We start from the raw sequence: 21,997 nt of genomic DNA, 5'->3' as shown, positions 1-21,997 counted from the left end.
ATAGCTTTACAATCGTGCCATTCGCTAATGACCAATGACAAAGGACAAATGACTAATGACAAATAGCAGCAAATGCTAGGCAGTGCTAAAATTAGCATTTCGACCTCAGAATTTATTAGCAGAGGAAACTAACCCTTAATTTATCGGCAGCAGCCAGATTTAGGTTACTTCCTCACCAATTAGTTGCTAATTAATATCTAACTACAGGAGAATGATTCTTCAACCATGATCAAACTGCGCTTGAAACGATTCGGTAAAAAGCGGGAAGCAAGTTACCGCATTGTCGCCATTAACAACCTCGCTCGCCGCGATGGCCGTCCCTTAGAAGAATTGGGTTATTATAACCCCAGAACTGATGAAGTGCGACTAGACGTTCCCGGTATCGTCAAGCGACTACAACAAGGCGCTCAACCCACTGATACCGTTCGTCGCATTCTAGTAAAAGCTAATGTTTTTGAGCAGGTCAGTGCAACAGCCGCATCATAATTTCGGAACAAAACTCCCAACAGCTAGCCCCAACTATGTTGAGCTGGTTCGGTTTTTGGTACAGCCGTTTTTGGAATCTCCAGAAACATTAAGCGTCGATTGTGAAATTTCTCAGGCCCTCAACCGGGTTTGGGTTCGCATCGCCTTTGAAAGCACAGATAAAGGAAAAGTGTTTGGTCGAGGGGGACGCAATATTCAGGCAATTCGTACAGTAATTGCCGCAGCCGCAGCCGCAGCTGGGCAATCAACATACCTGGATATCTACGGCAGCACCACTCCGGGCCGGGAGGGTATGTCTTTTGATGAAGACACTGAAGATCGATCGCCACCGCCGACTAAGAGAGAACCGCGAAATGATGGGCCTAAACCCATTGTTAAACCGCGCCTCCGCTAGGTTAAAACCAAAGAGCAAATCTGAGCGGTTGTTGTTACCTCCGCTCAGAATTTTTATAAAGATGGAAAATAGCAAAAAGATTTTTAAATCTTTTTTTGAACCCTTCACCAGTAGGAGCGTATAGCTTTGCATTGGTGTAAACTTCAGATGAAATCTTCTGAGTGTATGAGTTTTGCCCTCATCCCCTAATCCCTTTCTCCTTATAAGGAGTTAGGGGATGAGGGCAAGCTGTACGCCCTTATGGACGATTCATTTATTACAAAAATTTTTCAAAATGTAGTTAATAAAAGCATAATTTCGCCGTTAGCGAGAAAAATTAACCTTTGTCAAATACAGATCCTCACCAATTAAGAAATACTATGGCAGGTGCCTTAACAATTCAGCTGCCGAATATTACCAGTGCGATCGCTCTTGCCGGAGATGGAGAAGAAAATCTCAAAATCCTATCTCGGCAAACAGGAGCCGCTTTAGTGCTACGCGGACAGGAATTAGTGATTTCTGGTACTGAAAAGCAAATCGATCTGGCTTCTCGATTAGTGCGATCGCTTGAAGACCTCTGGATTAAAGGCAATACTATTTCCAGTGCCGATATTTTAACAGCCCGTCAAGCGATAGATAGCGATCGGCAAGGGGAACTGCAAGATTTACAGCGAGATATTCTCGCCAAAAGTCGCCGGGGTGAAGAAGTCCGTGCCAAAACCTTCCGCCAGCGCCAATATATTGACGCACTCCGCAAACGCGATCTCACCTTTGGGATTGGCCCTGCTGGTACTGGTAAAACTTATCTCGCTGTGGTTGTCGCCGTCCAAGCACTCCTTGCCAACCAAGTGGAAAAGCTAATTTTAACTCGCCCTGCCGTCGAAGCTGGTGAAAAACTCGGTTTTTTGCCTGGAGATTTACAGCAGAAAGTTAATCCCTATCTTCGCCCACTTTACGATGCTATTTATGAATTCATCGACCCAGAAAAAGTACCCAGTTTAATGGAACGCGGTGTGATTGAAGTCGCACCACTCGCCTATATGCGGGGACGTACTCTCAATAACGCTTTTATAATTGTCGATGAAGCGCAAAATACTACACCCGCTCAGATGAAAATGGTTTTGACTCGTTTGGGTTTCCGTTCGCGGATGGTGATTACAGGCGACATGACACAAACTGATTTACCACTTCACCAACAATCAGGTTTAGGAGTGGCTTTACAAATTTTAAAACACGTTGAAGGCATTGCCTTTTGCGAATTTTCCCAAAGAGATGTTGTACGCCATCCTCTAGTTCAGCGTATTGTCGCTGCTTATGAACAATACGAAAAATAGTCAAATGACAAAGGACAAATGACAAATGACCACAACATTGAAAGAATTTTTAGAAGCTTGCGAGACTCTTGGAACGTTGCGTTTAATTGTTACTAGTAGCGCTGCTGTATTAGAAGCACGAGGCAAAATAGAAAAGTTATTTTATGCAGAATTGCCTAAAGGTAAATATGCGAATATGCATACTGAAGGCTTTGAGTTTCACTTGAATATGGATAAAATCACTCAGGTGAAATTTGAAACAGGTGAAGCGAAAAGAGGTAGCTTTACAACCTATGCCATCCGCTTTTTAGATGATAAACAAGAATCTGCTTTAAGCCTGTTTTTACAATGGGGTAAACCAGGAGAATATGAACCAGGACAAGTGGACGCTTGGGAAAGTTTAAAAGAGAAGTATGGTGAAGTTTGGGAACCTTTACCAGCAGAAATTTAATACAGCTAAACTGATAGGGGTGGAGGAAATCGGATATCTGCACTGAACTGCTCGATATTAACGCTGCGATGAATTGGTAAAATATATTCTAAATTTTCGTGAGGACGGGGAATAATGTGATTAGAAAGTACCTCGCCACCGTCAACTCGCAGTACCGCCTTTAATCCTGCTGTCACTGCTACATTCACCTCGCCTATAACTCCTCGAATTAAGACAGTAATTCGTCCCAAATCAGTATTTTCATAACCAACAAGGGTTACACGGGCAGCTTTACACATTGCATCTCCCACTTCCACGGCTGTGGGAACGCCATAAACTTCAATCATACCTAGTGCCAATGTCATGCTGTCATCATAAATTTGGGATTGTAGGGTTAAGTATATTACTACAAAGTTTTAATTTTAAATCGATAAATAATAAACATTAAATACAAAACTGCTAATGCTTGTAGTGAAGGGAATTTGGAGTTTTTGCTTGCTGTTTTTTTTCCTGTTGTGGGGTGGTGAAGCTTTTGCAGGAGAGTTGTCTGAAAGGTTAGCAAATTTTCCCCAATGGGAAAAACTAACTTCAGTGCAACCAGCTTCGGGTGATTTGGTTTACCCTGAATGGATGGCTGGTACTTGGAAAGTTACAAGTACATTAGTAGATTTAGCTGCGCCTTTAGCACCAGAGATTGTAACACCAGGGTTTGAAGGTAATCGCCGACAATTAAATCAACCTGTGAGTTTTGTAGTAAGATTTGTGAAAGAGCAACCATCTATTTCTGGGTTAAAAATACTTCCTCAGATAGGTTACAAATCGCCAAATTTAGTAGCGGATAGAGCGTTTAATAGCTTGAATTTGGCAAGAGCTTATTTAGGGGATGAAGCAGTGTTATTAGTCAAAGTAGATCCAGATTCACCTAATCGTCAAATTACGTTTTTGCGTAGCAGTCGCCAGCTAGTTTCTATTGTGACTGCACGTGCTACAGAAACTACCCCTAATGGCAAGTTCATCACCACAGAAGTGTTTCAACAACTATTTAAAGGTGGCTCACGCCCCTATTTAAACTCTGTAGAATCGACTACGGCTTATCATAAAGTTTCAACATCTAATCCGGCGATTGCAGCAGATCAAGTTACTGCTGTCTATCTTTCACCCCAAGATCCAGATTATTTTAAAGCAAGTTCTCGACCAGTTGCTCTCTATCGCTATCGCCTCGAATTTTTCCCTCAAGAACTACCAACTACTCCCAAAGAGTGATTTGTCATCTAGTTCTTGACTATTTTGTAACACGTTTGTAGTATATAAATTCCAAGTTTACGATCGCGCTCTTGGACGGTGTGCATCATGGCCAAATTTCAAGATATTGTCAATTACTTTCGCTCTGATTGGAAGCTGAGTCTCTTTAGTATTGGAGCATCCAGCGTTTACGAAGTTATTGATTTGGTTGTCCCTTATGCGATCGGACAGATTTTAAACATTTTATCTGCTCAACCCTTGGACAAACCACTTCAAAGTGCGATCGCAACTTTTTCGGACATCACCAATTACCCAGTTAATAAAACTCTATCTTTGGGTGTATTACTGGGTTTAATTTTCGTTGTCACCGTAGTGAGAGCGCCAACACAACCCTGGTTAACCAATTGGTTTCATTGGGATATAGCTTTCAGGTCGCGTCGAGAGAAAAACGAAACAGCGATCGCTAAAGTTCTGACTCTGCCACTAGAATTTTATGATGAAAATAACCCTGGACGCATTGCCGGCAGAGTAGCTAGAGGTGTTGCTAACCACACTTGGGCATATCCCGAAATCGCCGGACAGTTGATTCCTAAACTGGCTCGTGTACTGGGGATTTTTGTGTTTATCTTGTTCATTGAGTGGCGGATTGCAATTTTGTATCTAATTTCCTTTGTAATTATTCTCAGCTTCAGCTTGAAGGGTTTACAACAGCTAATTAGGTACGAAACTCGTCTGGATAAATATGGAGAGAACACCGAAAGCCGCACTTCCGAATTAATCACCAATATCAAAACGGTGAAAGCATTTGCTACAGAAGCTAGAGAACTGAAGCGGCAAAAGCAACGTTTGAATCGCGAACTAATGGTGCTTGATTATCGCATCCACAAAGGTTATACGATATTGGGTACTTGGCAAAGAACCGTAATTCAGTTTTGTGTGTTTGCAATACTGGGTTTAACTTTAGCAGCAACAGTAAATGGGAGAATTTCTCTCGGTCACTTTGTCATGACCTTAACTCTTTCTAGCATGGCTTATGCCGAATTAGAACCTATTGGTAGCTTGGCAGAAGTTTTTGCCCGTCGTTATTCTTCCATGCTGCGGTTTCACGAATTTCTGCAAGAGCCAACTGCATCTGATTCAGCCAGTCTTTTAGAAGAAAGCAACCAGACAGAATCACCTTATAAATTTACTGGAAAAATTGAGTTGTCGCACCTCACTTTTGGATATGATGCCAACCGTCAGGTTTTGCAAGATATCAACTTGTTGATTGAGCCATACCAAACAGTGGCATTAGTGGGGCGTTCCGGTTCTGGTAAGTCTACTTTAGTGAAATTGTTGTTGCGATATTTTGAACCTCAAGCAGGTCAAATTCTGATTGATGGTCAAGATATTCGCACTTTGGATGTCGGTAAGTATAGACGAAGATTAGCGATCGTTCACCAAGAAGTAGATGTTTTCAACGGTACTATCTTGGATAACCTGACTTATGGCAGAACGAATGCCACTTTCGAGCAGGTTCAAGAAGCCTGTAGAATTGCCAGAGTCGATGAAGTAGTGCAGCACTTACCCAAAGGTTATTACACTGTCGTGGGAGAACGAGGTGTCAGGTTATCTGGAGGACAAAGACAACGCTTGGGAATTGCTAGAGCATTGTTAGTGGAACCAGACGTGCTGATTTTTGACGAAGCCACCTCTAGTTTAGATTATGAGTCTGAGCGTTCAATTCAGCTAGCGATGCGATCGATTCAGGGCACTTGCACCACCATTGTTATTGCCCATCGTTTAAGCACAGTCCGGGAAGCTGATAAAATTGTCGTTCTAGAGCAAGGAAAGATTGTAGAAGTAGGTAGCCACGATGAACTCTTGCGTTACGAGGGTATTTACCGCCGCTTGCACTCCCTGCAAGAAACAGGAGAACTCATAAGTTAGAGAACATACACATTTTGGATTTTGGATTAACCCCATAAATGAATCCACCTGATTAAATCGACTTTATTCACAATAAGGAATAAGGTCGATTTCTTTATAGATATCTTCAGAAATTAAATATGTGTTATCTAAAACCCTTTCGCGCCTATTCGGTGGTATAACTAATATTATCAAGTGGGGAATTTACTCCTATTCCCCAAGAAAAGTGTTAGCCATTGAAATTAGTTTTACGCGCTTGGATGAAGCGCGATAAGTAAAGTAAACGATCCATTGATCGCTACTGGAATACTAATCACTAATCGAAGTCTTCCAATCAGAAAAAACTAAGATTTGCTCTTATCTGCTTCTTTCTGTGCCGCCTCACTGTATTTTTTATAAAGTTGAGTACGAATTTTAGCTTCTTGATAACGGCTGTGGGTTTGTGGTACCGTACTCATTAAATCTGAAGCCCGTTGCCACTTAGCAGCAATCTCTAACCACTGAGTTGAGGTTGTAGCTGTTTTTCCAGATGCAGAAGCTTGGTTGGCAATTCGCACAGATATTTGAAATGGATCGTCAGAAGGCTCAGAAAAGCTATTGTTAGGAGCGCGAGACGGTGTTTGGGCTTTGCTATCGTTAGTGTTTTCTGTAGTTAAAGATTTGGAAGTTTCTGGTTGTATTAGGTTTTTCAATTTATTACCTAGCTGGGCATAAACAACCCAACTAAGCAATAACAGCGAGCATAAACCTGCTGCTGCTAATATCTTTGTTTTAGGTTTATTTTTGTATTTTTCTTTGTTAATGAGTACTAAAGGACGAGAGACTTGAGTTTTAGGATAATTTGGTTTTCCTAGTTCAGCTTGAGCTTCTGTGAAATCTTTAATTAATTGCTTTACAACATTTGGCTGAATTAATGTAATTTCCTGTGACCAAAGCAATTGATTTTCGCGATCGCTATCTATTTCTTTTAACCACAGCAATTGTTGTTCTCGAACAATCCGACTGTTGATTTTAACACGGCGAATGTGACGCGGGGCGATAGACTCAAGAATTTGCTGGATTTGTTCTACTAGGGGAGATTGCTCAAGTTGCTCTACTTTAGCTGCCTCACACAGAATTTGTAAGACACCATCAGAAAAAATGGCTCTAGTTCTGACACAAGACTGGGCTAGCTTTTCGTTCAATAGCTGAATAATCGCCGCAACGCTGCCTTGGTGAGCTTGCCAAGCTATATCGTTTATCCGGTCTATCACCTGAAATTTAGTGATAGCTCTTCCACCCTGACTGATTAACGTATTCATTAATTTAGGGACTCTTTTCTACTGACCTCGATCTTGTCTTCGATTTTACGAGTAAAAAGATGAGTTGCCAAATAATATCACAAATGTGCAAATCTGGAGCCTTCTTTTTCGGTTTGTAAGGAAGCTCGCTGATGGTCAGTTGATTTGTACGCTTACACGCCTTGAAAATGTGGAATTCTTCGGTTGAAACTGCGCTTTCAAGTTAACGCCTATGCTGACGGACAATTTACCTGTTTGATATAGTACACGATCGCGTCTTTTTGTGATAGTGCGAAGCACCCGCCACATGCGATCGCAAATGTATAGCTAGATAATATCAGGGTCAACGCCAAGCGATCGCAGTTGTTCTTTCAACCTTTCCACCTGCGACTCTGCTTGTTCTCTCGCCAATCTTTCCTGTTTCAGTGCCTTTGCCAACTCCTCTGGAATCAGCAACTTTTCTCCAGTGTCTTCTCGATAAAAACCAATCAGTTGCCCTTCTATTTGCAAGCGCAGCTGCAAAGGTTCACATCGACTATCTGTAATTGGCTCATACACCTCACCTCGCAGTCGATACCCTTGCAATTTCTCCTTAATCCACTCTCCCTTGGGATCAAATAACCAGTACTCTATTACGCCTAACTGTTCATAGAGCGTCTTCTTGAAACCCGTGTCCTGGTTTTTAGTACCCTCGGAGGTCATTTCAAAGATTACTACAGGCACTTGTCCCTCTTCCCATATCTTGTAATTATCCCGTCCTCCAGGAGCGACATTAAAAATCACCATTACATCAGCAGCTACCCGTAACCTTGGAAAATCCTGAGCATAATAGAGAAACTGGTTACTCAAAACCGTTGCTTGCCAATCCAGCAAATATTGCCTCAATACTTCTAAAGTTGCCAGTAAAGCACATAAATGAGCATAACTTTCTGCTAAAGGTTCACCATCCGAGCTTGGATAAAAAACTTCTGTTGATTGAGAACTGGGTAAGAGGCTAGTCACGTCGCTTCTCTTCGAGACGCCAAGGGCGAACGCTCCGAATTCAAAATTCAAAATTCACAATTTCCATAAATAAATTTAGTTGCCTGTATCCTTTTCTGTTTCGGTCATCATTAGCCACCTGTTGAGAAGATGCCTGGATGATTATATTATCTCAGGCACTTTCCTTGAAATTTCTAGAACTGCCGAGTAAATGAAAAAGACAAAGGTGATGAGAGAGAATAACCATGTCCAATGTCCCTCAAGAGTGCTGTTAGCGGAAAGCTAAGGTTTTGCCCGTGCTGTTAGCGGCTAGCTAAGGTTTTGCTCAATGCCCAATCCCCAACAATGTTGTTCAAATACCAAACAAAATAGTTATATCGGGATACTTTTGTGAGGAATTATCGTTTTTTTTAGCTTTTTGCCACAATGGCAATACTAAATAGCACAGCGATCGTTACATTAGAAGATATATAAATAAAAATCAACAATGATTTTTTTTCGTTCGCAGTTCACACAAAATCATGAGTGCAAGTACCATTATTTCCGATAATCCCTTACTCCAAGGCACTGGTTTACCTCAATTTACAGAGATTAAACCAGAACGAGTAGTACCCGCCTTCAATCAGTTGCTAGCAGAACTTGACCAGCAACTTGCCACTTTAGAGGCTAATGTACAGCCGACTTGGAGTGGTTTAGTAGAACCCTTAGAAAAGCTGACAGAACGGCTTACCTGGAGTTGGGGGGTGGTAAATCATTTAATGGGTGTTAAAAATAGCCCGGAACTGCGCGAAGCTCATGAAATCGTACAGCCACTAGTCGTACAATTTATCAACAAACTCGGTCAAAGCCAACCCATCTACAATGCTTTTAAGGCACTTCGTAGCAGTGATAGTTGGGCAACTTTAGAATTAGCCCAACAGCGCATTGTAGAAGCTGCCATTCGAGATGCAGAACTTTCTGGTGTTGGCTTAAAAGGAGAGGCAAGAGACCGTTTCAATGCCATTCAGATGGAGTTGGCAGAACTTTCTACTAAATTCTCTAACCATGTACTTGATGCCACGAAAGCCTTTAGCTTAACCCTGACAACAAAAGCAGAAATTGATGGTTTACCACCAAGTTTGGTGAGTTTAGCCGCTCAAGCTGCACGAGCAGCGGGAGAAGAGAACGCCACACCAGAAAATGGCCCTTGGCGCATTACTTTAGACTTCCCCAGCTACGGCCCTTTCATGCAGCACAGTACCCGTCGAGATTTGCGTGAAAAGCTCTACAAAGCTCATATCACTCGCGCTTCTAGTGGCGATTTAGATAATAACCCGTTAATTGTGCGTATTTTGGAGTTACGGCAAGAACTCGCAGATATACTTGGCTTTAAGAGTTTTGCCGAATTGAGCCTTGCAAGTAAAATGGCTCCTAACGTTGAGGCAGTTGAAGCACTATTAGAAGAACTACGCCAGGCCAGTTATGATGCTGCTGTCAAAGACTTAAAAGAACTCCAAGCTTTTGCTGCATCTTATGGAGAAGAATATCAAGATTTAAAACATTGGGACATCAGCTTTTGGGCAGAACGCCAACGAGAAGCAAAATTTGCCTTTACCGCTGAAGAATTACGTCCCTATTTTCCCCTTCCCCAAGTGCTAGATGGCTTGTTTGGACTTGTTAAGCGGCTATTTGGTGTTACAGTAACCCCTGCTGATGGCCAAGCCCCAGTATGGCATGAAGATGTCCGTTATTTTCAAATAGCCGATGAAACTGGTTCTCCCATCGCTTACTTCTACTTAGATCCCTATAGCCGTCCAGCAGAAAAACGTGGTGGTGCTTGGATGGATGTATGCATCAATCGTGCCAAAAATGAAAATGATGCAACTGCCATCCGTTTGCCTGTGGCTTATTTGATATGTAACCAAACTCCCCCAGTAGATAGTAAGCCGAGTTTGATGACTTTCTATGAAGTAGAGACTTTGTTCCACGAGTTTGGTCATGGATTGCACCACATGCTCACCAAGGTTGACTATGCGGGAGCCGCAGGTATCAATAATGTGGAATGGGATGCAGTGGAACTACCCAGTCAGTTTATGGAAAACTGGTGTTATGAGCGACCCACTTTGTTTGGTATGGCTAAACACTACGAAACTGGAGAAGCTCTACCAGAGCATTATTATCAAAAGCTGCTAGCGGCGCGTAATTATATGAGTGGTACTGGTATGTTACGCCAAATTCACCTTAGCAGTGTTGATTTAGAACTACATTACCGCTATCGTTCTGGCAGCAATGAAACTCCAGCAGATGTGCGTCATCGCATAGCTAAGACTACTACTGTTTTACCACCACTTCCAGAAGATTCAATACTGTGTTCTTTTGGGCACATTTTTGAGGGTGGTTATGCAGCAGGTTACTACAGTTACAAATGGGCTGAGGTACTAAGTGCTGACGCTTTTGCCGCTTTTGAAGAAGCTGGGCTAGAAAATGAAGAAGCTATAAAAGTGACAGGTCGGCGTTATCGGGATACGGTACTAGCACTCGGTGGTAGCAAGCATCCAATGGAGGTGTTTAAAACTTTCCGGGGTCGTGAACCAAGTACGATCGCTTTGCTCAGGCACAATGGTTTAGTAAGTGCTGCTGCAAAGTAAACAACACAACTGTAGAGATGTTGTATTGCAACGTCTCTACATCAAATCTTTGCTTATACCAATTCAATCGATGAATCGGTGTAAAGTCAAGACGCGATGAATCGCGTCTCTACAAATGGTCTATTTTTTCCATTCTTTTTTCAAATTGGTATAGCAACAGTCAAGGTGGTTAGGACATCAACAGACGATAAAACTTAGACACAAAAAGGCTTTTCACCCAGTCCCCAGTCCCCAGTCCCCAGTCCCCAGTCCCCAGTCCCCAGTCCCCAGTCCCTTGCTATATTAAAAATTTTTTCCTAGTTTAAGGTGTTCCTGGAAGAATGGGTTCTCCGGCAACATCATCTAAACGGATGCTGCTTAACAAATTTCGCCACTCTGCTTTCAGGGCTGCATCTTGAGGATTTTTTTGACGCAGTTCAGCCAACGTTGTCAGTGCCTCGTACCATATCCCATTTTGGGCATAGATAGCATAGCGCTTTAGAGGTTCTGCCGTTTCTAGTTGTTTGACTGTTGGTTGACTGAGGTTAACTCGTTTTATTACCCCTTCAACAAAACTTGGGGGAGCATTCTGTTGCTTGTCACAGTTAATTGTGAAAAACCAGCGGTATTGTTGGCCTACTGCTAAAGTGGGAGCAGTGCTAGGCAAAGAAACGCGGATGACTCCGGGCTTATCCGGTAGAGCGATCGCTTTTTTGTATACCTCGTTAGCATCTGGATCTTGCAACACAAATTCAACTGTATAGGGCAAATCTTTGGTATATGGCACATAGAAAAACCAACTTGGATGTTCTACTGTTGTTTGTCCCCAGACATTAATCACTGAGTTAGCTTCCTGAGTAAAGGGGACTAAAGCAGTCAGGTCAGGTTTAGTAAGTGGACATCCCTCCGGCCCGGTGCGCTTCGCTCCACCACGAACGCGACCTCCAGGAGGGGAGCCAGCTGGAATTGGAGGTTGATTAAAGGTTTTAGCTTGAGCAAGGATTGTTTTAGCATCAGAGCGATTAGGGGTTGGTTTCGCCAGTACTGGAGTCAGACTAACTGATAAACTTGTACAGCTAAAAGCTACTACTAAAAACAGCTTTATCGGTTGTGAATTTGAATTCATAGAAACCTGACCTCATCGGATTTTAGATTTTAGATTTTAGATTTTAGATTGGGCACTGGGCGTTAGGAGTGCTGTTAGCGGAAGCGGGGCGTTTAGCCCGTGCTGAGTTAGGAGTTAGGAGTTTTGTTTATCTCCTTGTCCCCTTGTCCCCTTGTGCCCTCATCTCCTCTGCTCCTCTGCTCCCCTGCTCCTATTCCCCATTCCCCGCCCGCACTTTTGTTTTTGAATTACTATAAATTGACATTAAAACTCCCATAGCTAACAACGATAAAGCCGACGGTACGAAAGGCACCCAAGCACCTGAAATTAACAGACCAAAGCAAACTACATACAAAACGCTAGAAGCAACACCCATTGCCAACGCCAACCAGGGTAAAGAAAACCTGCGCCAAGCTAGGACTCCCCCAATCAAAGACCAGCCCCAAATCCAGATTACCTCTGCCCACCATGACCAAGCTCGCAGCAACGGCCGCCCATCCTGGACTGCACCAAGGATCTGGCTGACCATGTGAGCTTGTACCAGTACTCCTGGCATTTGCTCGTCTAAAGGAATACCATAAGGTGTAGGCCAGGTGTCTGGAGAATCACCCTTTGCAGTCACACCAATGAGAACAATCCGGTTTTTGATGGCGTTAGGGTTAATTGGACTAGATAAAAATTGCCTTAGGTTTACCTGTTCGGCTATTTCTTTTGAAGAACGATAGTTGAGTAAGATTTGACCGCCATTCGCATCAATATTTTGATAGCCACCAGTACGAGACTTCAAATTCTCAAAAATAGTCTTACCCAACTGCAAATTTCCTTCAGGGGTGAACTTTGTTTGAATTCCTAAAGGGTGCAGATAAAGGGATGCTAGTTGTAAACTGAAGGAATATTCAGCAGTACACAATGATGTCGCCTCTTGCTTCATGAACAGAAGATGCCGACGAATAACTCCATCGCGATCGTGAATAAAGTCACTGAATCCCAGATTTGCTGGAGGGATTTCTGGTGGCGGCTTAATGCCTTTGATATTTCCTGTGCGATCGCTCCCCTTGCATACGCCAACCAAGTTCTGAGTTTGCTGGAGACGAGTAATTAAATCTGGCTCTTTGGCCTGAAAATCACGGTAGACATCTAAGCCGATCGCGCTGGGTTGGTATTGATTCAGTTTTGCTAAGAGTTTATTCAGAGATTTTTCCGAAATAGAAGCTCCAATTAAGGACTCGCCATTTTGTCTTTGAATTGCTAAATCCTCATCGTCAATTGTGATAATCAACAGTCGGGGATCGAGTCCTTCTGTGGGGCGCGATCGCATCATTAAATCAAAGGCTTGAATCTCTGGATTTTCTAGCAATCCCACCAATCTCACGCCACAAACCAAGGCTGTAACTGCCAAGCTGGATAACACAGTTCTCTTAAATCTGCGTTTGTTAGACAAAGGTAAACTTGCTGGCTCTTCATCTTCAGATTTTGTAGACCTTAATTCATCCCAAGTCGGTGGTATCTGCGCCGGATTTTGGCAAATTACTGGTAGCCAAGTTGCACAAGGAAATCTATCCTCAAGTCCTTGCAAGCGTTCCCGTGCTTGGCGTACCGCTTGATATAAAGACTCGCCACCGGCAAAGCCTTCGAGAAAATATTTTAAAAACTCCTTCGCAACCTGGTCTGGGACGGGTTCGCGCATGACAATTATTTGAGGAATTTGCAAATCAGCTAATTCTCGCGCCAATCCCAAGCCATCACAGGAGTTAAATATAGCTAATTGCAAACCATTTTCAATGGCTTTTTTGAGAGCGTACTTTAACTCGCCAATGGTAAGACTATCAGTTCTATTCAGATAAATTCGTCCGCTTTCGCCATTTCCTTGACTGGAACTGTGTCCGGCAAAGAAGAGAATATCCCAGTTTTTTCCCCAGAGATGCTCAGTCAAGTCCTTACGTTGTGGTTCTACCAAAAAGCTCACCTGTGCGTTACTACACTGTTGCAGTAAAGCTCGATCGGCTTGGGTATCAATCCCTTTACTATTGCCGACAATTGCCAAAATATTGACTAATTGATTGAGAGTGCGTGGCTTGTGAATGCGATCGTAAGATGGTGAAGAAAGGGCAATTTCAGCTTTGGGATAGCGTTCTAATAACTCCCACAGATGCCAGGGTAATAGCTGCAATTGGCTATTTTCTGTTTGCAAAATTACCCGTACTTCGTCGCTGGATGATAATCTTTCTAACCATTTTTCCCTCAAAGGGCGAAATTCCTCTGCTCGCAGCCAGGTATTAAAGCGTGCCCGCAAAATATGAGAAGCGTTTTCGCAGTCTTGCACCATCGATACATTCGTCACTTGCATTTTGTCAGCATGGAGGCGATAACGATTACCTATCTGCCGATAACTAGACTGCCAATGACTATAATAGAGCGGCATTTCCGGGAATGAAGGGAGCCTCCCAGTGATTTCGGTTGTAGCACGCTCGTGTTCTTCACCAATTTGGAGGGTGACAGCAAACCCCTGCTCAAAACTACCCTCTCCAAATTTGATCGCCACTAATTTACCCATAACCGTCGCTATTTCCCCATGCAAGATCGTGCCCTGTTCTAATGTCCGATCGCAAGCTTCACAAGTATCTACAGATTTTTTTCAAAATCCCCAAAAACTAGCTTGGATTTTTAATTTTTAATTTTCAATTAATGAATTATCACTTAATAAATTACTGACAAACAAGGAAGATAGTTACATATTTCAAATTCGGAAATATTCGGTAATACTGGTATTATCCAAGGCGACCCTAACACTAAATTGCTCTGTAGGTTCACCACGAAACTGCAACTGAATGTAGTTGTCTGATTTTCTCGATTGAGCGTCAAGAAATATTGCTCCTGAACTATCTATAACAGTGAGATGAACTCCTGGTGGCAAGTAAATTTGATTTCCAGTGGCGTGCAATTGGAGATGAATACTAGTTTGTCGATCTTTTTCGGGGCTGATTTCTACAATCAACATCACAGGTTGGTTGTGGATTTGGATACCTAAATCAATCACTTTTGCCCGTTTAGTAATTGATTCTGGTTGTTTGAGGGTATCTAATTCTAAAGTTTCAACACTGCGAAAGGCATAATTTGGCATAAGTTCCGGCACATTCCACAGCGATTCAATAGTTTCCCAACCAGTCTCAAATATACCAGCAAACCATTGGCTCAAATTCACTAATGAATTAGCTGGGGATTGACGCAGTTCCCAGATGCGATCGATAAACGCTTCCAATGGTTGCAGTTGCGCTAAAGGAACTGTTTGGGTTGCTACACTAGGGATAAAACCAAGCAGCCTTGCTTCTTCGAGCGATTCATCAAATTGAACTATTAAATAACCCACCCGTTCTTCCCAAGTTTCTGGAGGAATAAAACATATCTCCTGATGCAGATGGACAGGGCGACACTCCAGACGGCCAATTGAGGGCAGTTCTAAATCAGCGACATCCCCACAAAGGCGCACAATTGGGTTCCAACTGTCACTAGCTTGAAGATCGGTAGGAATATCCATCATCTGCAAGTAGTCATTCACCACCCATACAGCTAAAATATTCAGCCGGACTTGCTCTGCTTTTTCAAGATTTGGTTGCTGGTTAGCAAATTGCTGGGCAGTTATGCGAGCTGTTTGGGAAATTGGCAATGTTAAAGCGAAATCATCTAGCTGATAGGTGGAGTTATTCATAAGTCAATTTCTAGGGTTCAATGCTGCTATGTATATATCACCCGCATTCAATAAATTTATGCCACAAAACTGAATACTGGAAAAAGATAATTGGGATTGGGGACTGGGGACTTGGGACTGGGGATTAGGTAAAAATATCCCATAAAATTGAGGAATTGTTTGTATATTATTAAGATGATATGGGAGATAGAGGTTTTGAGTCTTTAGACTTCTATCAAGATAGCGTCAAGCTACTAAAAGCAGCTTATCGACTAGCAGATAGGTTGCCAACTTTTGAGCGTTACAATTTGAGCGAGCAATTACGAAGATCGGCTTGTAGTGTTTTACTGAACATAGCTGAGGGCTACGGACGTTATCATTATCTAGATAGATTGCGTTTTATGTACATTGCTCGTGGTTCATTAACTGAGACTAAAAGTGCCTTCATTATTGCTGAAAGCCTGGGGTACTGCAATACAGAACAATTACACTGGGTTAGTCAACTTAAAGACCAGATTGAAAAAGGTCTTAACGGTTACTGTCGTTTCATTCGTTCCCAACAACAAGGTAAAGAAGAGTATGGCACTAGATTAGGTAATTGGTGATTAGTGATTGGTGATTTGAGGTTTTGAGCTAGATGAACGAGTCCCCAATCCCCAGTCCCCAATCCCCAGTCCCCAATCCCCAAATCACAACCAATTACCAATCAATACATAAGCAGACCAAAAGCTTGGCGCTCTGTAATTGGGATGTTTCAGCAGTTGTAGTTGGGCACGATGGACTGCTTCGGCTTTGGTGATTTTGCCACTCTTGAGTTCTCGATAGAAAGCACTAACAAACATCGCTGTTGATTCATCATCAATTTGCCACAAAGAAGCGATGGTACTACGTGCCCCAGCTCGGACAGCTGCTCCTGCAAGACCCAGTGCTGCACGGCTGTCTCCTGTTGCTGTCTGGCAAGCACTCAAAACCAATAATTCTACTACGGTTTTACCCTGGCTGTGGAAGAGAGTATCAAAATCTTTGACATTTATCTGACCATCGAAATCTAAAATAAAAGTGTCTTCGAGGCGAGAGCTAAACTGACCGTGGGTTGCCAAATGCACTATGTTGAATGAAGCAGCATCAATTTCACTTTCCAAATTCTTTTTCTTAAAATCCCCATCCAATAGGCTAGTTGTCGAAACTCCTGCTTTCGTAATACCGTCAAATTCAGATTTGATCGCCAGCAATGGTGCAAACTTGGGAAATCCTGGCGGCGGCTGAGTCAGTCCTGCGGTTAGCGCTCTGAGCTGCTGTTTAATTAGCGGTTTCGGGTCGAGAAGTTGTAGACCGACGCTCAGGGCGATCGCATACTTCTCTACTAAATATTGTTTACCATCGTAGAGAGCTGCCATTGGTAAATTGCGTAATGGCCCATCTAGGACGAACACTAACGTATCGACGCCACTTTGCTGCAATTGTGACTCAATGGGTTTAAGCAGCCAACTGTAAACTTGTTGCGATTGGGTTTGGACGATCTTAGTAGCAGTTGGATCGACAAGATTTCTTCGCAGTTTTATTAAGAGTTGCTCTACTTCCCCTTGGGAAATCTTGGTACTATAGCTTTGCAGAGATTGTTTGGGAATTTTGACAATTACCTGGAGTTCGTCACGAAGAATAATTGGATAAAGGATGGCAGCCTTGGTATTGTCTTTGTCTACTACTCGATCGAGGGCTACTTTCTGGCCTTGCAGACAAGCTTCTTGAAAGAAGTCGTCTAATTCGGCTAGTTGGAGCGCTTCAATCCGCTCGCGTGCTTTCTCCAATATTTTTTCATTTGGTTTTCCTTTTTGAGATTGCAGCAGTAACTCTACTGACTGGCGGTAGACGGGTTCTACACTGTCCCGGAAATCAAATTGCACATCTTGGTTTACTACATCTTTATTGACTACTAAATCTCTGCGGAGAGATTCAAGAGTGTCTACAGCAGCATCATAAGCGGCGATCGCACCATTAATATCTTTTTGTGCCCAAAGCAATCTACCTAACTGCCACTCCAAGCTATAGGTAATTTCTGGTGCATTGCTACTCTGTGCCAAAGCTAATCCTTGCCGGGTCAGGTCTTGCGCTTCTGACCACTGTCTGGTTTCTTCGTACAAGCCGCCTAAACTCTTTAGAGCATAAGCCTCTGCCCGCTTGTCTTCTAAGCTGCGGGATTGCTGGATGGCACTAGCAAGTAATTTTGCGGAGTTTTTTGTACTTAATCCTGAGTAAAAACTCTGACTCGATGCTTGTAATACACCACTCTTGACTTTTGCCAAACTTTGTGAAAAGTTAACATGAGCGTAAATACTCGCACGGCTGAGGGGGAGTTGCCTGAGTTGGGACTCAATCGACGGCAAAAGAGTTTGCACCTTTGCCCATTCTTTATCTTCGATCAGTAGTCCCAGGTGATTGAGTTGTGCTTGAACTTTTGTTAGGGGTGAGGGAGATACTGCGACTGTTTTTTGATAATAGGCGATCGCCTGTTCCTTTTGATTTTGTTTACGGGCATTATTCCCCAAGCTGAACAGACTGGCCCCAATATCAGCGCTTGATTGGAGATTTTGAGCAATTATCAGACTTTCTTCTAATGCTTGACGTGACTTTTTCAAATCGCCCAATACCAAAAGAGCATCACCGAGCGATCGCAAACTCACTGTTTTTTCTAGAGAATCTGGTTGAGATTTTAACGTCTGACTTATTCGATCGAGGGTTTTGATCGCTCGCGGGTAAAATCCTTGAGTGCGCCACGCTTGTGCTTGATTGATTAGCGATCGCACCACGCCACTTTGATTATCTGCTTGTTTGTAAATTTCTTCTGTTTGCTGCCAAGTTGCCAAAGCCGCTTCGGACTTTCCCATTGCCAATTGCAGACGACCTTGAATATCTAGTGATTGGGCAAATATTTGCAGATTTTGGTTTTTATCCGGTTCTTGGAGTACATTTAAGCTTTCTGTAATTGCCTGCTGCGCCTGATTCCATGCACCGAGTTGCTGGTAAGCTAAAGAAAGATTACCCAATGTGACTGCTAGTGCAAGGCTCTCCCCTTGCTGCTTATATATTTGGACAGCCTGTTGTAAAACTTCTACAGCTTTGGCAAAGTTGCCATTACTGTATAAAACTTTGCCCTGCTGTAAGAGTGAGGCGGCATCAGTGGGCACAGCCAGCGATACTATACTATTTATTGGCAGTTGGGATAAAGAATTGATTGAGCCAGGAACTTTTGCTAGCACTGGTGAACCGACAATGCATAGCAAAGCGACCAGGAAGTACAAAGGTAAACGTAAAAAGTGAGTTAGGGGGGTGAGCCAGCGCGTCCTTGCCGTTTCTCGACCCCTGCTTTTAAACTTTAGAGAATTTGCGCCAAAAATCCTAGTTGTTTTAGCCATAAGCATGACGAGAGGTAGGTGATAACCAGAAACACATAGGATGAACTATTAGGCTAACAGGCTAATGTTACCATCTCTATTCCCGATCAATCTTTGAGCTTCCACAATTTTCTTATTTATAGCGATCGCGGTGAAACTTGATTAACAAAATAAATGAAGTACACGGGTAGAGGCACAACATATTGGTACCCCTACGATTATCTCTACCTCATCATGTAATCTGTTGTAGTTAAAAAGCGATCGCTAACCTTAATCAAAAACTCACTGAAATCGCCTTCTCCAATAATCCGGTCTGCGCTTGCTATGTGCTATTGCAAACAATCCAGATAAACTCTTCAAATTATGCATAGAAGATGAGATCAGGAAAATGCTGAATCACATAACGACGCAGCCCTACAATTTTATACGGCGCTCCTATGTTCGAGTTTTGCTGAATCTTGCTAATAGACTGTTCCACTTCAGATAAAAAATCTAGCCCTAGACCTGCTTTTTGCTTCTCGTAGTAGCCGAAATTATCTAACTCTTCTCGTGCTTTGGTGTGGATAATAATCGGCTTTACGAATACTTGTCTCGCAGTTCGGTGAATACCTTATCTGACTGTTCACCAGAAACTATTCCACTAATAATATCTTCCAACCTTTGTGTTAACTCAATATCCCAAGCAAGGTCTATATCTTTATCCACTTCTTTGTCTAAAGAATGGATCAAAAAGTAAGCAAGCTCTGCACGCTCTTCTATGGATAGCTGAGAAAGTTCAAGCCTAAGTTTCTCTACCGTTTCTTCCCAATGCCTATAGGACTCATATTTGATTGCGTGAAAAAAACTCAGTACAGCTTTATTCCTTCTTCCCAGTCCCCAGTCCCCAGTCCCTAGTCCCTATGATTAATTCAGAAATCAAATCAGATTGCTATATAATTTAAAATCCTGCCAAACGATGTGAAGGTTTCAAACTCAGGGATGATGAGTAATTAGCAATTAAATTGACAAAATCAGACTATAAAGAGTGGTATTAAGCGATAAATAGCGCTTGTAAAGGACTAACGGGCATGATTAAATCTTGGATGGTGATTGGGGGCGTGGCTTTCTTGGTTGCTTTAGCAGCGAACGTGATTACGCCTAGCGATCGCCAATGGTTCAAGCGTTTACAACGACCGAGATGGCTAACTTTTGAGGGTGCAATTCCGATTATTTGGACTGTAATATTTATTTGCGGTGCTTGGTCAGCTTATATTGTCTGGGAAAAAGACCCAGGAAGCACCTCAACCTGGTTAATCATGGGTTTATATCTGCTATTAGAAATTGTTACCATTGCCTATACGCCTGTAATGTTTAAGCTTCGCAGTCTGAAAGTGGGTACAATTCTCGGTGGCACAGGTTTGATTATTGATATTTTATTGATACTTGCAGTCTTAGGTTTTTCTGGTTGGGCAGCCCTATTACTAGTTCCTTATTTACTCTGGAGTCCCATTGGTACTTATACCACTTGGCAGATGATGAGTCTCAATCCTCAAGATGCCTAAGAATCGCACCAGAGAATGATTAAACATCTAGTCTAAATTGTCAAACTTGCAGTGTATGAATTGACAAAATACACAAAGCAAGAGTGCATTATGATTCCATCTTGGATAATAATTGGGGCTGTAACTTTCTTCGTCGCCCTTGGTAGTTTCTTCATCACGCCACGTGATGTTAAATGGTTTGCAAACTTAAGTCGCCCTCGCTGGCTAGTTTTTGAGCCGCTGATTCCAATTATCTGGACTGTGATTTTTATTTGCGGTGCAGCTTCAGCTTATTTTGTCTGGGAAAAAAATCCCGGAGGCATAATTACTTGGCTACTAATGGCTTTGTACCTCTTGGTGGAAATTATCACCGTCGCCTACATACCTACAATGTTGAGGTTTCGCAGTCTCAAAATTGGGGAAGTTCTTGGGCTAATCGGTTTGATTTCAGGCGTTGTCTTGGCAATCTGCGTTTTACCGATTTCTCTAATAGCGGCGTTGTTACTCGTTCCCTATCTAGTTTGGACTCCCATTGGTACTTACACCACCGACGAGTTAAAAGAACTGAATCCTCAAGATGCTTGAAGAAGTATTCAGTAGTCTGAATTCAGTAGTCAGAAGAAGAAAGTGTAGGATGAACGCTTATTTATTCCTTATGGATTCCGTAAGAAAGATTTCGCATTTAGTATCACCATTTATTCAGCATTAGATTGAGCAAGTCTGCCAGTTAGACTCCAATTCAATTCTGAATTCTGAATTCTGACTCCTGAATTTTTTTGTAATAACGCATCTATACAAGCCGCCCATAACGTGCTGTGGTAGGATTGGCTGGATTAGATTGATTATTTAGCCAAGCCCACATTTGATCGCCAACAGAAAAATGCCACCATTCTCTAGGATTGCGTTGAAAGCCGGCTTTTAACATTACATCTCGCAATAGTTGACGATGAGTATGATACTTTTGCGTTTCTGAGCGATCGCTATTGGCATAATAATCGGGATGCGATCGCTCTGACATTTCATCAATCGGCGAACCCATATTTACTATTTGTCCTACATCGTCTACCAGCGTCACATCCACCGCCCCACCAGTACTGTGAGGAGGCGGAGTTTTTGCATCTAAACTCGGTGCAGCCCAAATTGCATAAACCGCTTCCCAAATCTCTTGGCGTTGGTTTGCTGATAACTCTACATTAGTTAGTCCTCTATCCCGCACTGCTTGGGCGAAGCTGTAATCTACCATAAACTGCTGGACTGCTACTGGGCGATAGGCATCAAAAATTTGAATCCGCCAGTTAGGATGCAAGAGATTAAGATAATTTTGCGCTCGAATCAAATTTTCAATGACGCTTTGACGAAGATAATAAGGAGAGCGATCGCCATAAGGCGCACCTAACTTTTCATAAGGATGGGGAGATTCCACCGCAAACAATTCTAAAGGAATCTTGATTAGCGGTTCACCACACTCGAAAATTGGGATTTGATGATAAGGTCTCATCTAGTCAGATACACAGGACTTACGCATTTTAACGCAAGCATAGCATTGTGCATAACGATTCTCTTCTTCCTCTGTATCCTTTGCGGCTCTGCGTGCAATACCAATTTTTCTCAACCCTGAACAATTTGTTATTTCGGAGTACTCATTTGTTATTTCGGGGTACTCATTTGTTATTTCG

Annotated in this window: 19 protein-coding genes; 10 read left to right on the top strand and 9 right to left on the bottom strand. The window is 42.6% G+C overall.

The genetic code is table 11. The annotated features are described in order from the left end of the window. Nucleotides 1-225 precede the first annotated feature (225 nt). From rpsP to RMX89_RS16975, 4 genes are all read left to right on the top strand, one after another. Complete coding sequence (rpsP, locus tag RMX89_RS16990) at nt 226-486, top strand: 30S ribosomal protein S16 (protein WP_322672514.1); 261 nt, start codon at nt 226-228, stop codon at nt 484-486. Further along, nucleotides 449-880, top strand: coding sequence for a KH domain-containing protein (locus RMX89_RS16985; protein ID WP_322663291.1), 432 nt, complete (start codon nt 449-451; stop codon nt 878-880). The genes rpsP and RMX89_RS16985 overlap by 38 nt, the downstream gene beginning before the upstream one ends. A 359-nt stretch (nt 881-1,239) precedes the next feature. After that, complete coding sequence (locus tag RMX89_RS16980) at nt 1,240-2,193, top strand: PhoH family protein (protein WP_322689726.1); 954 nt, start codon at nt 1,240-1,242, stop codon at nt 2,191-2,193. A gap of 25 nt (nt 2,194-2,218) precedes the next feature. Beyond that, entirely contained in the window at nt 2,219-2,623 is a 405-nt protein-coding gene (locus RMX89_RS16975) for a ChuX/HutX family heme-like substrate-binding protein (protein WP_322689725.1), read from the top strand. Nucleotides 2,624-2,628: 5 nt separating this feature from the next. On the opposite strand, the gene RMX89_RS16970 is transcribed toward RMX89_RS16975, so the two are convergent. Further along, entirely contained in the window at nt 2,629-2,967 is a 339-nt protein-coding gene (locus RMX89_RS16970; RefSeq protein ID WP_322689724.1) for a carbon dioxide-concentrating mechanism protein CcmK, read from the bottom strand. 97 nt (nt 2,968-3,064) lie between these two features. Here RMX89_RS16970 and RMX89_RS16965 point away from each other — a divergent pair, with 97 nt between their 5' ends. Further along, nucleotides 3,065-3,865 (top strand): DUF6816 family protein, encoded by an 801-nt coding sequence (locus RMX89_RS16965; protein WP_322689723.1) that lies wholly within the window; start codon nt 3,065-3,067, stop codon nt 3,863-3,865. An 87-nt stretch (nt 3,866-3,952) separates the two neighbouring features. Next, the gene (locus RMX89_RS16960) at nt 3,953-5,773 is read left to right on the top strand and encodes an ABC transporter ATP-binding protein (protein WP_322672508.1); all 1,821 of its coding nucleotides are present in this window, start codon (nt 3,953-3,955) and stop codon (nt 5,771-5,773) included. Between the two features lie 323 nt (nt 5,774-6,096). Here RMX89_RS16960 and RMX89_RS16955 read toward each other — a convergent pair whose 3' ends face one another. Then, complete coding sequence (locus RMX89_RS16955; RefSeq protein ID WP_322672507.1) at nt 6,097-7,053, bottom strand: hypothetical protein; 957 nt, start codon at nt 7,051-7,053, stop codon at nt 6,097-6,099. Between the two features lie 306 nt (nt 7,054-7,359). Then, a complete protein-coding gene (locus RMX89_RS16950) occupies nt 7,360-8,034 on the bottom strand; it encodes a Uma2 family endonuclease (RefSeq protein ID WP_322689722.1) in 675 nt (224 codons plus the stop codon). A 500-nt stretch (nt 8,035-8,534) separates the two neighbouring features. On the opposite strand from RMX89_RS16950, the gene RMX89_RS16945 reads away from it, so the two are divergent. Next, a complete protein-coding gene (locus tag RMX89_RS16945; protein ID WP_322689721.1) occupies nt 8,535-10,640 on the top strand; it encodes a M3 family metallopeptidase in 2,106 nt (701 codons plus the stop codon). Nucleotides 10,641-10,941: 301 nt separating this feature from the next. On the opposite strand, the gene RMX89_RS16940 is transcribed toward RMX89_RS16945, so the two are convergent. The 3 genes from RMX89_RS16940 to RMX89_RS16930 all read right to left on the bottom strand — a co-directional run bounded on the left by RMX89_RS16940 (nt 10,942) and on the right by RMX89_RS16930 (nt 15,430). Further along, entirely contained in the window at nt 10,942-11,745 is an 804-nt protein-coding gene (locus RMX89_RS16940) for a DUF928 domain-containing protein (protein WP_322689720.1), read from the bottom strand. Nucleotides 11,746-11,935: 190 nt separating this feature from the next. Further along, complete coding sequence (locus tag RMX89_RS16935; protein ID WP_322672503.1) at nt 11,936-14,278, bottom strand: CHASE2 domain-containing protein; 2,343 nt, start codon at nt 14,276-14,278, stop codon at nt 11,936-11,938. A gap of 183 nt (nt 14,279-14,461) precedes the next feature. Then, nucleotides 14,462-15,430 (bottom strand): DUF1822 family protein, encoded by a 969-nt coding sequence (locus tag RMX89_RS16930; protein ID WP_322689719.1) that lies wholly within the window; start codon nt 15,428-15,430, stop codon nt 14,462-14,464. A 179-nt stretch (nt 15,431-15,609) separates the two neighbouring features. On the opposite strand from RMX89_RS16930, the gene RMX89_RS16925 reads away from it, so the two are divergent. Next, nucleotides 15,610-16,014 carry a four helix bundle protein gene (locus RMX89_RS16925; protein WP_322689718.1) on the top strand — a complete coding sequence of 135 codons (405 nt, stop codon included), beginning with the start codon at nt 15,610-15,612 and terminating at the stop codon, nt 16,012-16,014. An 84-nt stretch (nt 16,015-16,098) separates the two neighbouring features. Here the strand turns inward: RMX89_RS16925 and RMX89_RS16920 are convergent, their stop codons facing one another. Then, entirely contained in the window at nt 16,099-18,822 is a 2,724-nt protein-coding gene (locus tag RMX89_RS16920) for a CHAT domain-containing protein (protein ID WP_416211989.1), read from the bottom strand. A gap of 555 nt (nt 18,823-19,377) precedes the next feature. Next, on the bottom strand, nt 19,378-19,560 hold the full coding sequence (locus RMX89_RS16915; protein WP_322689774.1) for an addiction module protein: 183 nt from the start codon (nt 19,558-19,560) through the stop codon (nt 19,378-19,380). Nucleotides 19,561-19,868: 308 nt separating this feature from the next. Here RMX89_RS16915 and RMX89_RS16910 point away from each other — a divergent pair, with 308 nt between their 5' ends. Together RMX89_RS16910 and RMX89_RS16905 are read left to right on the top strand one after the other, a co-directional pair. After that, nucleotides 19,869-20,342: a TspO/MBR family protein gene (locus tag RMX89_RS16910; RefSeq protein WP_322672498.1), complete on the top strand. Its 474-nt coding sequence runs from the start codon at nt 19,869-19,871 to the stop codon at nt 20,340-20,342. A gap of 90 nt (nt 20,343-20,432) precedes the next feature. Further along, nucleotides 20,433-20,906 (top strand): TspO/MBR family protein, encoded by a 474-nt coding sequence (locus tag RMX89_RS16905; protein ID WP_322682920.1) that lies wholly within the window; start codon nt 20,433-20,435, stop codon nt 20,904-20,906. Nucleotides 20,907-21,111: 205 nt separating this feature from the next. Here RMX89_RS16905 and RMX89_RS16900 read toward each other — a convergent pair whose 3' ends face one another. Beyond that, nucleotides 21,112-21,819, bottom strand: coding sequence for a M15 family metallopeptidase (locus RMX89_RS16900; protein ID WP_322689716.1), 708 nt, complete (start codon nt 21,817-21,819; stop codon nt 21,112-21,114). Nucleotides 21,820-21,997 lie beyond the last annotated feature (178 nt).

The organism is Nostoc sp. DedSLP04, from assembly GCF_034530775.1.
Lineage (GTDB): Bacteria > Cyanobacteriota > Cyanobacteriia > Cyanobacteriales > Nostocaceae > Nostoc.
The sequence above is the reverse complement of the archived record's forward strand: the minus strand, read 5'-3'. Positions and strand labels throughout refer to the sequence as shown.

Excerpts from the sequence above, each read along its gene's own strand:
- rpsP (WP_322672514.1), top strand. The coding sequence starts at position 226 with ATGATCAAACTGCGCTTGAAACGATTCGGTAAAAAGCGGGAAGCAAGT.
- RMX89_RS16965 (WP_322689723.1), top strand. The coding sequence starts at position 3,065 with ATGCTTGTAGTGAAGGGAATTTGGAGTTTTTGCTTGCTGTTTTTTTTC.
- RMX89_RS16960 (WP_322672508.1), top strand. The coding sequence starts at position 3,953 with ATGGCCAAATTTCAAGATATTGTCAATTACTTTCGCTCTGATTGGAAG.
- RMX89_RS16970 (WP_322689724.1), bottom strand. The coding sequence starts at position 2,967 with ATGACATTGGCACTAGGTATGATTGAAGTTTATGGCGTTCCCACAGCC.
- RMX89_RS16935 (WP_322672503.1), bottom strand. The coding sequence starts at position 14,278 with ATGGGTAAATTAGTGGCGATCAAATTTGGAGAGGGTAGTTTTGAGCAG.
- RMX89_RS16975 (WP_322689725.1), top strand. The coding sequence starts at position 2,219 with ATGACCACAACATTGAAAGAATTTTTAGAAGCTTGCGAGACTCTTGGA.
- RMX89_RS16920 (WP_416211989.1), bottom strand. The coding sequence starts at position 18,822 with ATGGCTAAAACAACTAGGATTTTTGGCGCAAATTCTCTAAAGTTTAAA.
- RMX89_RS16980 (WP_322689726.1), top strand. The coding sequence starts at position 1,240 with ATGGCAGGTGCCTTAACAATTCAGCTGCCGAATATTACCAGTGCGATC.
- RMX89_RS16955 (WP_322672507.1), bottom strand. The coding sequence starts at position 7,053 with ATGAATACGTTAATCAGTCAGGGTGGAAGAGCTATCACTAAATTTCAG.
- RMX89_RS16945 (WP_322689721.1), top strand. The coding sequence starts at position 8,535 with ATGAGTGCAAGTACCATTATTTCCGATAATCCCTTACTCCAAGGCACT.
- RMX89_RS16940 (WP_322689720.1), bottom strand. The coding sequence starts at position 11,745 with ATGAATTCAAATTCACAACCGATAAAGCTGTTTTTAGTAGTAGCTTTT.
- RMX89_RS16910 (WP_322672498.1), top strand. The coding sequence starts at position 19,869 with ATGATTAAATCTTGGATGGTGATTGGGGGCGTGGCTTTCTTGGTTGCT.
- RMX89_RS16925 (WP_322689718.1), top strand. The coding sequence starts at position 15,610 with ATGGGAGATAGAGGTTTTGAGTCTTTAGACTTCTATCAAGATAGCGTC.
- RMX89_RS16900 (WP_322689716.1), bottom strand. The coding sequence starts at position 21,819 with ATGAGACCTTATCATCAAATCCCAATTTTCGAGTGTGGTGAACCGCTA.
- RMX89_RS16985 (WP_322663291.1), top strand. The coding sequence starts at position 449 with ATGTTTTTGAGCAGGTCAGTGCAACAGCCGCATCATAATTTCGGAACA.
- RMX89_RS16905 (WP_322682920.1), top strand. The coding sequence starts at position 20,433 with ATGATTCCATCTTGGATAATAATTGGGGCTGTAACTTTCTTCGTCGCC.
- RMX89_RS16930 (WP_322689719.1), bottom strand. The coding sequence starts at position 15,430 with ATGAATAACTCCACCTATCAGCTAGATGATTTCGCTTTAACATTGCCA.